Raw genomic sequence first — 13,195 nt, 5'->3', positions numbered from 1 at the left:
TCGAGCTCGCCGACCGCCATCGGCTCTTGGTGACCATCGAAGAGAACACCGTCGCCGGCGGCGCCGGCTCGGCGGTCTCGGAGCTGCTGGCCGAGCACGGCGTGACCGTGCACGTGCTGCATCTCGGCCTGCCCGACGCCTGTGTGGAGCAGGGCGGCCATGACGAGCAGATGGGCGTCTGCGGCCTGGACGCCGCCGGCATCGAGCAGGCGGTGCGCACGGAGATGGCGGCGCTGAAGTTGGACGTGCCGACGGCGGCCGTGCAAACCGCCGGTGATGCGCCGGCGCCGCGCGAGCCCACGGGCGAGGTTGCGCAGCATCAGGGTGCAGGCCCGCGCCGAGGGGCCGGAGTCGCGTGATGCGCCGCCTCATCGTCGCCGCGTTGGTCGTGGCGGCGGTGGCGGCGGTGTTGCCGGCGGCGCTGGGCCTCTATCTGCAACACCGCCAAGAGCAGTTTCTGAGCGACCTCGCCGCGCGCGGCCTGCGTATTCACGCAGCCGAGTATGATCGCGGCTGGATGCGGTCCGAGGCCCGCGTGGAGCTCGTCGGCATCAGGGATGCGGACGGCGATGCAGGCGGCGATGCGCAGCCAGTGCGCCTGCGCTTGACCCTGGAGCTGGCGCACGGTCCCCAAGTCTGGTTGCGTGCCTGGCCGCCGCCCTTGGCGCTCGCCCGGGGCCGGCTGCGGGTACTGGATGGGCCGCGCCCGCTGCCGCCGCTGGTGCTGGCGGCCCGGCTCAGGATGGACGGCGAGCTGGCGGTGGACGGCCGTGTGCCGGACGTCACCTATTCCGGCGAGGCCGGGCGCTTGCACTCCGTTGGTGCGGAGGTCCGGCTTGTGCTTCCGCCGGATGGGCGTTGGCGTGCCGACGGCGTCCTGGGTACCTTGGCGGCCACCTCGCCCGATGGTCGGCGCCTGCGCCTCGGCGGCCTGCGCTGGCGTTTGAGATCGGCGCTGCCGGGCGTTGCGCTGCCCGTCGATCGTGTCCAATTATCACTGGATTCGCTGCAGCTCGATGGCACTGAGGAGCGCCCGGCCCTGGAGCTGGCTGGGCTCGGCTTGCGCTTGACGGCGGAAGCCGGCAGCGACACCTTGGCTCTGGGCGCCAGCGCTCGAGTGGAGACACTGGCGCTGGCGGGAGCGGCCTATGCACCGTCGCGGCTCGCGCTGGAGGTTGCCGGCCTCTCGCCCGATGCCCTCCGCAGACTCGGTGCTGGTCTCGAGAGGCTCGATCATGCAGCCTTGACGGTCTCGCAGCAGGGGCTCGTCACCGGGCGCCTGTTGGTGGCCGCTCTGCCCGAGCTCTTCGCCGGCACGCCCGCCGCAACCCTGCGGACGCTGCGGGTCGCGACGCCCTTCGGCGAGGTGCGCACGGAGGCACGCTTACGGCTGGCGGCGTCCGGCGAGGCGAGCGAGCGTGCGCCGACAGCACGGCTCGTCCCGGCGGAAACACTGCGGTCACTCGGTCGGCGCCTGCGCGGAGACGCCAAGCTGTCCGCTCCGCGAGCCCTGGTGGTGGCGTTTGCGGCCCGTCAGGAGAGCGAGCGGGCGCAACGCGAGCTGGCGCTGCGCGGGGAGCCGAGCGATGTGCTGCCGCCGGCGCTCGCTGCCGACGTGGAGGCTGCCGCCGAAGCAGCGACGGCCAAGCTGGTGCGCGAGGGTTGGCTGAGCGCCGACGGTGCGCGCCTGCACACCGAGCTGCGCTTCGATGCGTCGGGCATGACAGTCAACGACAAGCCGACGGCCAAGCCGGCTTGGCTCGCGGGTGGCGGGCATCATGCAGCGCCATGATGCACGCAGCCTGCGCCGATGAGGCAGTCGTCGAGAGGAAAGCCATGTTGCATATCGAGCCCATACCCGCCTTTGAAGACAATTACATCTGGCTGCTGCGCAACAGCGGCGCCGACGATGACCGCGCCGTGGTGGTGGACCCCGGCGACGCGGAGCCGGTGCTGGCACGCTTGCGTGAGCAAGGGCTTCAGCTCTCCGCCATCCTGCTGACGCATCATCACTACGACCACCAGGGCGGCGTCGCGGACCTGCTCGAGCAATGGCCGGACGCCTTGGTGACGGCGCCCGAGGATCAGCGCATTCGCGGTGCGACGCGGCGGGTGGCCGACGGCGACGCCGTGGCGCCGCCCGGCCTCGAGGTGTCGTTCCGGGTGCTGGCTGTCCCGGGGCACACCTCGACGCACATCGCCTATCTCACGGAAGGTGCCCTGTTCTGCGGCGATACGCTGTTCGCCGGCGGCTGCGGGCGGGTCTTCGATGGTACCTTCGAGCAGCTGGCGGCGTCGCTGCGGCGCATTGCCGACCTGCCGGCCGAGACTCAGTGCTACTGCGCCCACGAGTACACGCTCGTGAATCTGGGCTTCGCCGAGTGGGTGGAGCCGGACAGCGCCGAGCTGGCCGCGCGCTTCGCGGAGGCGCGTGCCATGCGCGCCCGCGGTGAGCCCACCGTGCCCTCGACCCTAGCCGAGGAGCTGGCCACTAATCCCTTTTTGCGCACGCAGGCGCCGACCGTAGTCGCCGCCGCCGAACAGTTCGCCGGGCGAGCGCTGCGCGATCAGACCGAGGTTTTTACGGCCCTGCGCCGCTGGAAGGACGAGCGGTACGACTAGCTGGTTGGCGGCTATCGCGGTATCAACGCTTAGGGCGGTCCCAGAACGCCCGCCACCGCTTGATCCAGCGCCGGTGCCAGTCCGCCGGTAGCAGCGTCATCGCAGCCCAGGCGAGCCATTCCCTGTGGATGTCGAGCCAAATTGCCGGCCCGCGCCGCCTCAGCTCGGCGCCGATGCTCGCGGTCGGTGCCGGTGTGCCGGTGCCGGCCGTAATGAAGCGGATGCGCAGCAGATGCAGCGGCGAGCTGATGAGCAGGGCCTGCTCGGCGGCGCCCGCAGGCATCAGTGCCAGGGCCGACTGCCAATTGGTGCGGGTGTCGAAGGACGCCGTGTCGTGTCGGATGCGCGCTGACGGGACGCCGCGTCTCGCCAGTGCTGCCGCCATGAGTGCGGCGCCGGGCTCCGGCCGTTGCGGCCGGCTGCCGCCGACGCAGACGAGACGCTCCACCAGGCCGGTCCGAGCCAAGGCCGCCGCATGCTCGACGCGCGCGAGACTGACAGGCCCGAGCCCTTCGCGGGCACCGAAGCCATCGAAGAAGACGACGCCGACGGAGTGTGTTGTCGCCGGTACCGACGGCGGAAGGCTCATCCCCGCCCAGCCGAGGTAGAGCCCCACGGCCAGCAGGTCGGCGCCGAGCAGGAGTGCGGCGAGCAGCAGCAAGCGGCTGCGACCGCCGCGGCGCCGCGGCTTGCGTTGGGCCTGTGCGCGGCCTTGTCGGAACGCGTGCATGGCGGGCCGTCCCCGACGCCGCTGGGATTTAGGCTATGATGCCGGGCCGCTGCGCCCGGCGCCCCTGCACACCGCCCGGCCTCCATCCAACCTCAGCGCGCGTGCTGCTCCCCGCGATGTCTCCCGAGGCTCGATTCCCTTCCGGCGGCCGTTTGCTGCACTGGCTGCTGGCCTTTGGCGCGGGCGGTCTCATGGTGCTCTCGTTCGCGCCTTTCGGTTGGTTCCCGGCCGCGGTCCTCAGCATCGCCGCATTCTACCTGCTCCTGCCGGCGCAGCGCCGCGGCGCCTTCGTGACCGGCTGGCTCTACGGCCTGGGCCTGTTCGGTTGCGGCGTGTTCTGGATCCGCATCAGCCTGAACGAGTTCGGCAACATGCCCGCCGTCGCCGCCAATGCGCTGATGCTGCTGTTGGTGGCGGCGCTGGCGCTGTTCTACGCCGTGGCGGCCGTGCTGGTTGCGCGTCTGCGCCCGGCCCCGGCGACGACGCGCTGGTGGGTGGGCCCGCTGCTGTTGTTGCCGTCCATCTGGGTGCTGCTGGAATGGGTGCGCAGCTGGCTGTTCACGGGGTTTCCATGGCTCTTTGCCGGCAACGGACAGATCAATCCGCTGCCGCTGCTGGGGGCGCCCTTGGCCGGCTGGGCGCCGGTGGTGGGGGTGCACGGGCTGAGCTTACTGGTGGCGCTGTCCGCGGGGCTCGTGGTGGTCGTCATTCGTCGCGGCGGTGCCGTACGGCCCGCTGCGGTGGCGGCGCTTCTGGGGCTGTGGCTCGCCGGTACCCTACTGGGCAGGGTGGAGTGGACGCGGCCGGCGGATGGGCCGCTGACGGCCGCCGTGGTCCAGGGCAATGTGGAGCAGGCGGTGAAGTGGGCGGCCGACGGCGTGGTGCCGACGCTGGAGCTCTACCTGGGCCTCACGCGCGAGGTGCTGGAAGAGGCCGACGTGGTGGTCTGGCCGGAGACCGCCGTGCCGACCTTTCTGCACCAGGTGGAGTCCGCCCTGGTGGCGCCGCTGTCGGCGGATGCCCGGGCGGCCGGTGCCGAGGTGGTGGTCGGCGTCCCCGTGATGGAAACCGCCGAGCGCTACTACAACGGGCTGGTCAGCATGGGCAGCGCCGAGGACCGCTACTACAAGCGCCACTTGGTGCCCTTCGGCGAGTTTCTGCCCTTCGAGCGCCAGCTGCGCCCCCTGGTCGACTGGTTCCAGGTGCCCATGTCGGACTTCAGTCGCGGCGAAGCACCAAGGCCCCTGTTGCAGGTGGGGCCCTATCCGGTGGGGGTGTCCATTTGCTACGAGGATGTCTTCCCTGAGGAGGTCCGCCAGGCCCTGCCGACGGCGGCCTATCTCATCAATGTCAGCAACGATGCCTGGTTCGGCGATTCCCTGGCACCGCACCAGCACCTGGAGTTCGCCCGGCTGCGGGCACTGGAGACGGGCCGCCCGTTGGTGCGGGCGACGAACACCGGCATTTCCGCGCTGATCGATCACCGCGGGCGGGTCACCGCCGAGCTGGGCCTGTTCGAGCGCGGCGCCCTCACCGGCACCATCCAGCCGCGTGCCGGGGCGACGCCCTTTGTGCGCCTGGGCAGCCTGCCGGTGCTGTCGTTGGCCGTGGCGCTGCTGCTCGCGGGGCTGCTGCTCGGCCGCGTGCCGCGGCCACCGGGCTGAAACGGCCGCTCACGCAGCTCCGCGCTTGGCGTCCGTCGGGGCCGACGGGGTATGATGCCGCGTCTTTTGGCCCGCTCACTGTTCTGCCCCCTGTTTCCCCTTGCTCGCCCTCGTCCACTTCTTCATCGAGCTGTGTCTCCTGCGTCGTAACCCGCAGGACCTGCCGGCGTCCACGACGCTGTTCGGCCTGGTGCTGGCGGTGGCCGTGGTCGGCGGGCTGTTGCTGTCCATCACCGCCGGGGCGTCGTTGGCGGCCGGCTTGGCCCAAACCCTGCTGGATCTGCTGTTGATGCTGGGTGTCCTGCACCTGGCGACCAAAGCCTTGAACAAGCAGGCGCGTTACGTGCAGACGGCGACGGCGCTGGTGGGGGCGGACGTGGTGATCGGGCTGGTGGCGCTGCTGCCGGTGTCGCTGGCGCAGCCGGTGGCGACCGGCACCGAGCCCGGGGCGGATGTGCTGCTGGCCGGGCTCATGTTTCTGGTGCTGGTGGGCTGGAGCGTGCTGGTGGTGGGGCACATCCTGCGCCACGCCTTCGATCTGTCCCTGGCCCAGGGCGTCGTCATCGCCATCGCCTTCGACGTCTTCAGCTTCGTCGTCATCAGCACGGTGACCCAGGGCGCCGCCTGACATGCACCTGCACATCCTGGGTATCTGCGGGACCTTCATGGGCGGCGTCGCCCTGCTGGCCCGCGCCCTCGGGCACCGCGTCACCGGCTCTGACGCCAACGTTTACCCGCCCATGAGCACCCAGTTGGCGGCGGCCGGCATCGAGCTGATGCAGGGCTATGATGCGTCCCACCTGCAGCCGGCGCCGGACGTGGTGGTGGTGGGCAATGCCATGACCCGGGGCATGCCCGCCGTCGAGTACATGCTGGATGCCGGCTTGCCCTATGTGTCCGGTCCCCAATGGCTCGCCGAGCACCTGCTGGCCGGCCGCCACGTGCTCGCGGTGGCGGGCACCCACGGCAAGACCAGCACCGCGAGCATGCTGGCATGGGTGCTGGAGGACGCGGGCTTGGCGCCGGGCTTCCTGATCGGCGGGGTGCCGCAGGACTTCGGTGTCTCGGCGCGGCTCGGTGAGGGCCGGTGCTTCGTGGTCGAGGCGGACGAGTACGATACCGCCTTCTTCGACAAGCGCTCGAAGTTCGTCCACTACCGGCCGCGCACCCTGGTGGTCAATAATCTTGAGTTCGATCATGCGGACATCTTCGATGATCTTGCCATGATCCAGCGGCAATTCCATCATCTGGTGCGCACCGTGCCGGGTACGGGGCTGATCGTTCACCCGCAGGCGGAGCCGGCGGTGGACGCGGTCCTCGCCATGGGGGTCTGGACGCCGACGCAGTCCACCGGCGATGGTGGCGACTGGTCCGCCGAATGGCTGTCGGCGGATGGGTCTGCGTTGCGCGTGCACGCACCCGACGGCCCTGAGATCGGCCTGCACTGGGGGCAGACGGGCGCCCACAACGTGCAGAACGCCCTGTCGGCCATGGCGGCGGCCGCCCATGTCGGCGTCGAGCCGGCGCTTTCGGCCGCGGCTCTGGGGCGCTTTGCCGGCGTCAAGCGCCGCATGGAGCTGCGCGGGGAAGTCGCCGGGGTGCGCGTCTACGACGATTTCGCCCATCACCCAACGGCCATTGCGAGCACCCTGCACGGGCTGCGTCGCCGCGTCGGCGAGGCGCGGATCATCGCCGTGCTGGAGCCGCGCTCCAACACCATGCGCCTCGGCGTGCATGCGGCGGCCTTGGCGCAGTCCCTCACCGCTGCGGACCAGGTGCAAGTGTATGCACCTGCTGACTTGGATTGGGATGCCGCCGCGGCGCTGGCGCCGCTCGGGGAGCGCCTGCGGGTGGCCGGCGCCGTGGCGGAGATCGTCGCGGCCGTGGGTGCCGAGGCCCGCCCTGGCGACCATGTGCTGGTGATGAGCAACGGCGGCTTCGGGGGCATCCACCAGCTGCTGCTGGACGCGCTGGCCGAGCGCGCTTGAGCGCGCGACGCTGATCTGATCGGGGCATTCGTCTTTCATTCGGGGGGGCGGGCCGCCACTTCTGATCGCTTGATCAGCCTTCGCCCCGCTCGACCCCCCGATGACCACTTGGAGCAAAACCATCGCCGTCGGCCTCACCGGCGCGTCCGGCATCCATTACGGGCTGCGTGTACTGCGCTGCCTGGTGGAAGCGGACGTGCGCGTGTACCTGCTGATCTCCCAGGCGGCGCAGGTGGTCATGCAGATGGAGGCAGGCCTGGACGCGCCGGGTCGGCCGGCGGAGGCCGAGGGTTTTTTCACCGATCACTTCGGCGCCGCGCCCGGCCAGATCCAGGTATTCGGTCGCCAGCAGTGGACGGCCCCGGTGGCGAGCGGCACCAATCCGCCGGATGCGATGGCCATCTGCCCCTGCACCACCGGCACGCTGGCGAGCATCGCGGCGGGGCTGAGCCAGGACCTGATGGATCGCGCCGCCGATGTCGCCCTCAAGGAGGGGCGGAAGCTGATCCTTGTGGTGCGGGAGATGCCCTTCACCGTCGTGCACCTGGAAAACATGCTCCGGCTCGCGCGGGCGGGGGCGGTGATCATGCCGGCCAACCCGGGCTTCTACTTCAATCCGCAGCGAGTGGACGAGGTCTACGACTTCGTCGCCGCCCGGGTGCTGGACCACCTGGGCGTGGCGCACGACCTGTCGGCGCGGTGGGGAGACTGAGGCGGAGAGACGGTCGCTGACCTGCCGCCGCTGCGGACCTCTGAGCGTCGTGCCGGCGGGCGCCCCGAGCACCCGCCGGCGCAGCGCTGGTCTCAGCGGCCGGCGACCGCCGCGAAGGCTTCGCGCGCGGCGGCGAGGGTGCCGTCGATTTCTGCATCGCCATGGGCGCCGGAGACGAAGCCCGCCTCGAAGGCTGACGGCGCCAGGTAGACGCCGCGCTCCAGCATCGCGTGAAAGAAGTGCTTGAACTGCTCTTGATTGCAGCCGGTGGCGCCGTGGAAGTCCGTCACCGGCCCGTCGCCGGTGAAGAAGAGGCCGAACATGCCGCCGGCGCGGTTGGTGCTGAGCGCGACGCCGGCGGACTCGGCAGCCGCCTCCATGCCTTGCGTCAGGCGCTCGGTGGTGGCGGCCAGGGCTTCGTGGAAGCCGGGCGCTGACAACAGCTCCAGCGTCTTGAGGCCGGCGGTCATGGCGATCGGGTTGCCGGACAGGGTGCCGGCTTGGTAGACAGGCCCGAGGGGGGAGATCTTCTGCATGATGTCGCGGCGCCCGCCGAAGGCGCCCACGGGCATACCGCCGCCGATGATTTTGCCCAGCGCCGTGAGATCCGGCGTGACGCCGTAGAGGGCTTGTGCGCCGCCGCGGGCGACGCGGAAGCCGGTCATGACCTCGTCGAAGATCAGCACCGTGCCGTGCTGATCGCACACCTCCCGCAGCGCTTCCAGAAAGCCGGGCACCGGCGGGATGCAATTCATGTTGCCGGCCACCGGCTCGACGATGATGCAGGCGACCTCATCGCCGAGCTTGCCCATGGTCTCGCGCACGGCGTCGGCGTCGTTGTACGGCAGGGTGAGGGTGAGCTCGGCCAGCGCCGCCGGCACGCCCGGGGAGCTGGGCTCGCCGAGGGTGAGCATGCCGGAGCCGGCCTTGACCATCAGCGAGTCCACGTGGCCGTGGTAGTTGCCTTCGAACTTGATGATCTTGTCCCGTCCGGTGAAGCCGCGGGCCAGACGAATGGCGCTCATGGTGGCCTCGGTGCCGGAGCTGGTCATGCGCACGAGCTCCATGCTCGGCACCAGCTCGCAGACCCGATCCGCCATCATGGTCTCGAGCTCGGTGGGTGCGCCGAACGACAGCCCCTTCTCCACGCGGGCGCTGACGGCGGCAATGATCTCCGGGTGGGCGTGGCCGAGGATCATCGGTCCCCAGGAGCCGACGTAGTCGATGTAGCGCTTGCCGTCGGCGTCGGTGACGTAGGCCCCGGCGGCGGATTCGAAGAACACCGGCGTACCGCCGACGCTGCGAAAGGCGCGCACGGGGGAGTTGACGCCGCCCGGAATGTGGCGCTGGGCGGCCTCGAAGAACTGTTCGGATCGGGACATGGACGGAGCTCCTGTCGGCGGTGGGTGGCGGCGTTGCGGGCGCACCGCGGCGCTAGCGGCGCTGTCGTGGCGCGGCCCGCGACGCAGAAGCAGGGTTGTCGGGCGCGCAATGGTAACAGCGCCTGACAGACCGGCGGTTGCGCTGCCGCAGGGGCTGATGCACTCGCCGCGCGCGTCGCCTGCGAGGTCAGCGGGCTGTTGCAGGCAAGGGACGGTCGGTGGCAGTGGTAAACATCGCCGCTGGAGCGCCGGCGAGTGCAGCGTGGAGCCCGGTCAAGGCGTTGAATTTCGCAGTAGCGGCACAGATTTGCCGCCGCTGCACAGAAGTCCGAGCCTGGGTGATGGGTCGGACGCGGATCGGAAGATCGAGGAGCTGAAGACGGAGAGCGAGACGTGAAGCGTTACATGTGTATGGTCTGTGGATTCATTTACGACGAGGAGCTCGGCTGGCCGGATGATGGCATCCCGCCGGGGACCAAGTGGGAGGACGTGCCGGACACCTGGGTCTGCCCGGAATGCGGCGTTGGCAAGGAAGACTTCGAGATGGAAGAGATGTGATGCAGGGGACGCCAACGCAGAGTACCTGAGCGCGGCTCGTGGAAATAAGCCGGCCGCCTGTGCTAGCGTGAAGCATCGTATTCAATCCAAGCCCAGCCCGGAGGGCAGAGTTTTCATGGCAGTCCTCAACGACACCGACCTAACCCTGACAGGAGCAGCCCAGGGCAAGATGAGCGAGCTGTTCTCGAACATCGAGGACGGCATCGCCGGCGTGCGTGTCTATGCGGCCCCCGGCGGCTGCAGCGGTGTGAGCTTCGGCATGACCTTCACCGACGTCATCAACGACAACGACGGGATCAAAGACTTCGGCGATTACAAAGTCGTTGTCGACGACGGCACGCTGAGCTATCTCCGCGGCGTCGAGATCGATTTCATCGACCGCGGCGACGGCCAGGCGACCTTCGTGTTCAACAACTTGCCGACTGCCGGTGGCGGCTGCGGCACCTGCGGCTCCAGCTCCGGCAGCTGTTCCTGACCCGGCGGTCGCCATGACGAGCATCGGTATCGTAGGCGGCACCGGTTACACGGGCTCCGAGCTGCTGCGCCTCTTGGCGGGCCATCCGCAGGCGCAGGTGCGGGTCATCACCTCACGCGCCGACGCTGGTCAGCGGGTCGCAGACGTGCTGCCGATGCTGCGCGGGCGCTGCGAGCTGGCGTTCGAGGACCCGGCGCAGGCGCCGCTCGGGGACTGTGACTTGGTGTTCTTCGCAACGCCCAACGGCACGGCCATGGAGCAGGCGCCTGCGCTGCTGGATTCCGGCGTGCGCGTGGTGGATCTGGCAGCCGATTTCCGCATCAAGGACTTGGCGGTGTGGGAGCGCTGGTACGGGATGCGTCATGCCGCGCCGGCCCTAGTGGAAGAGGCCGTCTATGGCCTGCCTGAGCTGAACCGCGAGGCCATCCGGGGGGCGCGGCTGGTGGCCAACCCCGGCTGCTACCCTACGGCCATCACCCTGGGGCTGCTGCCGCTGCTGGAAGCCGATCTGATCGAGCCGTCGCGGATCATCGCGGACGGTAAGTCCGGGGTCAGCGGCGCCGGCCGTAAAGCCTCCACCGGCTTGTTGATGGCCGAGGTTGGCGAGAGCTTCAAGGCCTACAGTGTCGCCGGCCACCGCCACGAGCCGGAAATCCAGGAGACGCTGCGGCTCGGCACAGGACAGGCGCTCGGCCTGACGTTCGTGCCCCACTTGGTGCCCATGGTGCGCGGCATCGAGGCGACGATCTATGCCACGCTCAAGCGCCCCGGTGTCGACTTGACGAGCGTATTTGCCCAACGCTATGAGAGCGAGCCCTATGTCGATGTCATGCCGGCGGCACTGCCCGTGGAGACGCGCTCGGTGCGCGGCACCAATCTGTGCCGCTTGACCGTCATGGAGCCGCAGGACAAAGGCGTGGCCGTGGTGCAGTCGGTGATCGACAATCTCGTAAAGGGCGCTGCGGGACAGGCGGTACAGAACATGAACCTGATGTTGGGGCTCCCGGAAACCGCGGGGCTCGATGGCGTTGCCCTCGCGCCTTGAGCCGCGGCGAGCGAGCACAGATTCCGCTGAGGATACGACGCCTGGACGCGTCGCAGGACGCGGCGTCGGCCGTTGGCTTCTCATCGGTGTCGGCTGGCTACTGATCGTCGCCGCGGCCTTCGTCTTGGGCTATCTGCTGGCAGAGCACGATGCGACACAAGCCATGGCGCGCATCCAGGCCTTACAGACGGAGCGGGATATGCTGAGTGAGCAGCTCGCAGCGCAGCGTGACGCCCGGATGAAGCTCGAGCGCTCGCATCAGATGGATGTCGAGGCTCAGCGCGCGGCCCAAGCGCAGATCCTGTCGCTGGAGCGTGAGCGCATGCGCATCGAGCAACAATTGACACAGCTGCGGGCGCTGCTCGGCTCTAGCGGTCGCGGTGTCGTGGAAGTGGACGATCTCGTCCTGCGGCCGCGCGACGGCGGGGGATATCACTATCGACTGACGCTCGGGCAGCTGGTCCCCGATTTTGGGCGGACCGAGGCTGATGCAGTGCTGTCCGTGGTCACGGTTGCGGGCGGCGAGCGGGTGGTGACGCCTCTGACGGAGCTCTCTGCGGATGGCGCAGGCCGCCACGCCGTCGCCTTCGATCACTTCCAGGTCGTCGAGGGGAATTTTCGTTTGCCCGAAGGGGCGGACCCCTTGGAAGTCATCATTGAGATCGTGCCAAAGGACGACAACCTAATGGCATCCCAGGAGGTGGTGCTCTGGGACGCGGCACTTGCCGGAGGGAGCGCCGGGTTGCCACCACCGCTGCCGGCCGGCAGTGTCGAGCTCGGGCGGATACCGCCCGCCGTCCAGCCACGAGACAAGGCCACGCGCCCCATTTCGGCACCCGACCGAGGTGCCTTCGACCAACCGCTTGCATCCGTGCAGTAACAGAGGAGCTCTTGCGATGACCGACATCGTTGCCGAAGAAACACCTTTGGTGTTTACGTCCCAAGCCGCCGCAAAGGTTGCGGACCTGATTTCCGAGGAGGGAAACGATGACCTGATGCTGCGCGTCTACATTCAGGGCGGCGGCTGCTCTGGCTTCCAGTACGGCTTTACCTTCGCGGAGAATGTCGACGACGGCGACACGGAAATCGTCACCGACGGCGTTAAGCTGCTGGTGGATCCCATGAGCCTGCAGTACCTCATGGGCGCAGAAATCGACTACACCGAGGGGCTTCAAGGTGCTCAGTTCGTGATCCGCAATCCGAACGCCTCGACCACCTGCGGCTGCGGCTCCTCCTTCGGTGTGTGAGCCGCGCAGGCCGGGGTCAGGCGGCGGGGCCGGTGCCGCGCGCCAGTCGGCGCTGCCTCTGCCTGCCGAGGGCCCATCGAGACCTGCCGCCGATAACCCCATGATGGGCGCAGATTGACCCCATTCCCCCTTGCCCGCGCGCGGGTGCAGGCGGGAATGGCGTTAGGGACAGGAGACCGCGGCGTTGCAAAGGTCTCCGGCTGTTGCGCCCTGACCCTAGCCTGATGCCGCAGATGTCCGGTGGCGTGCGCTCACGGAGCTGCTGAGCGCGCCTCGTCGGATTCGTCTACCGGCAGCGTCGCTGGCCGCGGCGGAGGTAGCTCCAAGGGGATGGCTCCGTCGGCGGCCCGCGCAGGTGCAGCAGTGTTGGCGTCTGGCTGGAAGTCCGGCATGGCCGCCGGTTGGGTCAGCGCCCAGATGGCCGCTGCCGTCAGGATGATGGCCACGCCAGCCCCTACCAGCAGCCATACCGGCCTAATCCGGCGCGGCTGGCCATACGGCGTTCGGTGTTGGGTGCCTGCGCCTTTGTAATCGCGCATGTAGAATGGGGAGTTTCGTAGAGCCGTCACGGCAGTCTAGACGATGGCGCTCGCGCTTGGGAAGGCGCGCGCCCGTCATTGCCATCACCGCACCGCCTGCGCCGACCCGGGGTAGGCCGGCGCCCAGAACGAGAGCGAGAGCATGCCTGGTGCAGACGAGGCCTTGGCGATCCTGCAGCGCGGAACCGTCGAGGTCATTGGGCTTGACGCTTTGCGTCAGAAGCTCGAAGCGC

16 protein-coding genes (1 of these 16 only partly in view) are annotated in these 13,195 nt (G+C 69.2%); 13 read left to right on the top strand and 3 right to left on the bottom strand.

Features of this window, described 5'->3' with window-relative positions:
* From CKO31_RS13885 to gloB, 3 genes are all read left to right on the top strand, one after another.
* Nucleotides 1-359 (top strand): transketolase C-terminal domain-containing protein (locus CKO31_RS13885; RefSeq protein ID WP_274607754.1); only part of this gene is annotated, 359 nt, incomplete at its 5' end.
* Nucleotides 359-1,792 carry a DUF945 family protein gene (locus CKO31_RS13880; RefSeq protein WP_200238489.1) on the top strand — a complete coding sequence of 478 codons (1,434 nt, stop codon included), beginning with the start codon at nucleotides 359-361 and terminating at the stop codon, nucleotides 1,790-1,792. The genes CKO31_RS13885 and CKO31_RS13880, both read left to right, overlap by 1 nt.
* A gap of 44 nt (nucleotides 1,793-1,836) precedes the next feature.
* A complete protein-coding gene (gene gloB / locus CKO31_RS13875) occupies nucleotides 1,837-2,622 on the top strand; it encodes a hydroxyacylglutathione hydrolase (RefSeq protein WP_200238486.1) in 786 nt (261 codons plus the stop codon).
* A gap of 22 nt (nucleotides 2,623-2,644) precedes the next feature.
* Here gloB and CKO31_RS13870 read toward each other — a convergent pair whose 3' ends face one another.
* The gene (locus CKO31_RS13870) at nucleotides 2,645-3,352 is read right to left on the bottom strand and encodes a YdcF family protein (protein WP_200238484.1); all 708 of its coding nucleotides are present in this window, start codon (nucleotides 3,350-3,352) and stop codon (nucleotides 2,645-2,647) included.
* Between the two features lie 152 nt (nucleotides 3,353-3,504).
* Here CKO31_RS13870 and lnt point away from each other — a divergent pair, with 152 nt between their 5' ends.
* The 4 genes from lnt to CKO31_RS13850 all read left to right on the top strand — a co-directional run bounded on the left by lnt (nucleotide 3,505) and on the right by CKO31_RS13850 (nucleotide 7,716).
* Nucleotides 3,505-5,016 carry an apolipoprotein N-acyltransferase gene (gene lnt, locus CKO31_RS13865; RefSeq protein ID WP_306341742.1) on the top strand — a complete coding sequence of 504 codons (1,512 nt, stop codon included), beginning with the start codon at nucleotides 3,505-3,507 and terminating at the stop codon, nucleotides 5,014-5,016.
* Nucleotides 5,017-5,116: 100 nt separating this feature from the next.
* Entirely contained in the window at nucleotides 5,117-5,644 is a 528-nt protein-coding gene (locus tag CKO31_RS13860) for a YIP1 family protein (RefSeq protein WP_200238478.1), read from the top strand.
* A gap of 1 nt (nucleotide 5,645) precedes the next feature.
* A complete protein-coding gene (gene mpl, locus CKO31_RS13855; protein WP_200238475.1) occupies nucleotides 5,646-7,004 on the top strand; it encodes a UDP-N-acetylmuramate:L-alanyl-gamma-D-glutamyl-meso-diaminopimelate ligase in 1,359 nt (452 codons plus the stop codon).
* 100 nt (nucleotides 7,005-7,104) lie between these two features.
* Nucleotides 7,105-7,716 (top strand): flavin prenyltransferase UbiX, encoded by a 612-nt coding sequence (locus CKO31_RS13850; protein ID WP_200238474.1) that lies wholly within the window; start codon nucleotides 7,105-7,107, stop codon nucleotides 7,714-7,716.
* Between the two features lie 92 nt (nucleotides 7,717-7,808).
* On the opposite strand, the gene hemL is transcribed toward CKO31_RS13850, so the two are convergent.
* Nucleotides 7,809-9,098: a glutamate-1-semialdehyde 2,1-aminomutase gene (hemL, locus tag CKO31_RS13845; protein WP_200238471.1), complete on the bottom strand. Its 1,290-nt coding sequence runs from the start codon at nucleotides 9,096-9,098 to the stop codon at nucleotides 7,809-7,811.
* A 393-nt stretch (nucleotides 9,099-9,491) separates the two neighbouring features.
* Between hemL and CKO31_RS13840 the strand changes: the two genes are divergently transcribed.
* From CKO31_RS13840 to erpA, 5 genes are all read left to right on the top strand, one after another.
* A complete protein-coding gene (locus tag CKO31_RS13840; RefSeq protein WP_200238468.1) occupies nucleotides 9,492-9,656 on the top strand; it encodes a rubredoxin in 165 nt (54 codons plus the stop codon).
* A 115-nt stretch (nucleotides 9,657-9,771) separates the two neighbouring features.
* Nucleotides 9,772-10,131, top strand: a complete 360-nt coding sequence (locus CKO31_RS13835) for a HesB/IscA family protein (RefSeq protein WP_200238466.1) — start codon at nucleotides 9,772-9,774, stop codon at nucleotides 10,129-10,131.
* A gap of 13 nt (nucleotides 10,132-10,144) precedes the next feature.
* Entirely contained in the window at nucleotides 10,145-11,176 is a 1,032-nt protein-coding gene (argC, locus tag CKO31_RS13830; RefSeq protein WP_200238463.1) for an N-acetyl-gamma-glutamyl-phosphate reductase, read from the top strand.
* Nucleotides 11,154-12,056 carry a DUF6776 family protein gene (locus tag CKO31_RS13825; RefSeq protein ID WP_200238460.1) on the top strand — a complete coding sequence of 301 codons (903 nt, stop codon included), beginning with the start codon at nucleotides 11,154-11,156 and terminating at the stop codon, nucleotides 12,054-12,056. The genes argC and CKO31_RS13825 overlap by 23 nt, the downstream gene beginning before the upstream one ends.
* Before the next feature lie 16 nt (nucleotides 12,057-12,072).
* Nucleotides 12,073-12,423, top strand: a complete 351-nt coding sequence (gene erpA, locus CKO31_RS13820) for an iron-sulfur cluster insertion protein ErpA (protein WP_200238457.1) — start codon at nucleotides 12,073-12,075, stop codon at nucleotides 12,421-12,423.
* A 251-nt stretch (nucleotides 12,424-12,674) separates the two neighbouring features.
* Here the strand turns inward: erpA and CKO31_RS13815 are convergent, their stop codons facing one another.
* Nucleotides 12,675-12,869, bottom strand: coding sequence for a hypothetical protein (locus CKO31_RS13815; protein WP_200238455.1), 195 nt, complete (start codon nucleotides 12,867-12,869; stop codon nucleotides 12,675-12,677).
* A gap of 235 nt (nucleotides 12,870-13,104) precedes the next feature.
* Here CKO31_RS13815 and tyrS point away from each other — a divergent pair, with 235 nt between their 5' ends.
* On the top strand, nucleotides 13,105-13,195 hold the start of the coding sequence (gene tyrS, locus CKO31_RS13810; protein ID WP_200238452.1) for a tyrosine--tRNA ligase. It continues 1,115 nt past the right edge of the window; 91 of the gene's 1,206 nt are visible here — the first part of the coding sequence; the start codon lies at nucleotides 13,105-13,107; the stop codon falls past the right edge of the window.

Origin of the sequence: Thiohalocapsa halophila (assembly GCF_016583825.1) — a bacterium.
Classification (GTDB): Bacteria; Pseudomonadota; Gammaproteobacteria; order Chromatiales; family Chromatiaceae; genus Thiohalocapsa; species Thiohalocapsa halophila.
Note: the sequence above shows the minus strand (reverse complement) of the source record. Positions and strands in the feature narration are given on the sequence as shown.